A 362-nucleotide genomic window follows, 5' to 3' on the forward strand; every position below is an offset into this window, starting at 1 on the left:
GGTGGTGGTGGATCTAACGAAATCACCATGAATCCTGATGAAATGCATACAATCATGTCTTACATCACCAATATTGAAATTTCATTTCAAAATAACTTAGCTCCAAAATTGAAGAGCCTATCTGAAACGAAATATTATGAGGGTGGAGAAGCTTCGAAAGCAATGGACCACTATGCTGATATGCTCAATAAAGTGAATGAAGTCGGAGACCTATACCGACGTGCTAATAGCGAGATTTTAAGCATGATGGATCAAATGATCGAACAAGATACCAAGCTTAGAGATGATTTTATAAATGGTCTTGTTGCTGATCCCGCTCTCGTACAAAACTTAAAAACTCTGGGAATCATTCCGCGAGGTGA

General features: G+C 38.7%; 1 protein-coding gene. It reads left to right on the plus strand.

Annotated elements, in window-relative coordinates:
- A partial coding sequence (locus A0739_RS10500; protein WP_231082587.1) for a hypothetical protein occupies positions 1-362 on the plus strand: 362 nt, incomplete at both ends.

Origin of the sequence: Streptococcus oralis (assembly GCF_001588645.1) — a bacterium.
In the GTDB taxonomy this organism is placed as follows: domain Bacteria; phylum Bacillota; class Bacilli; order Lactobacillales; family Streptococcaceae; genus Streptococcus; species Streptococcus oralis_AB.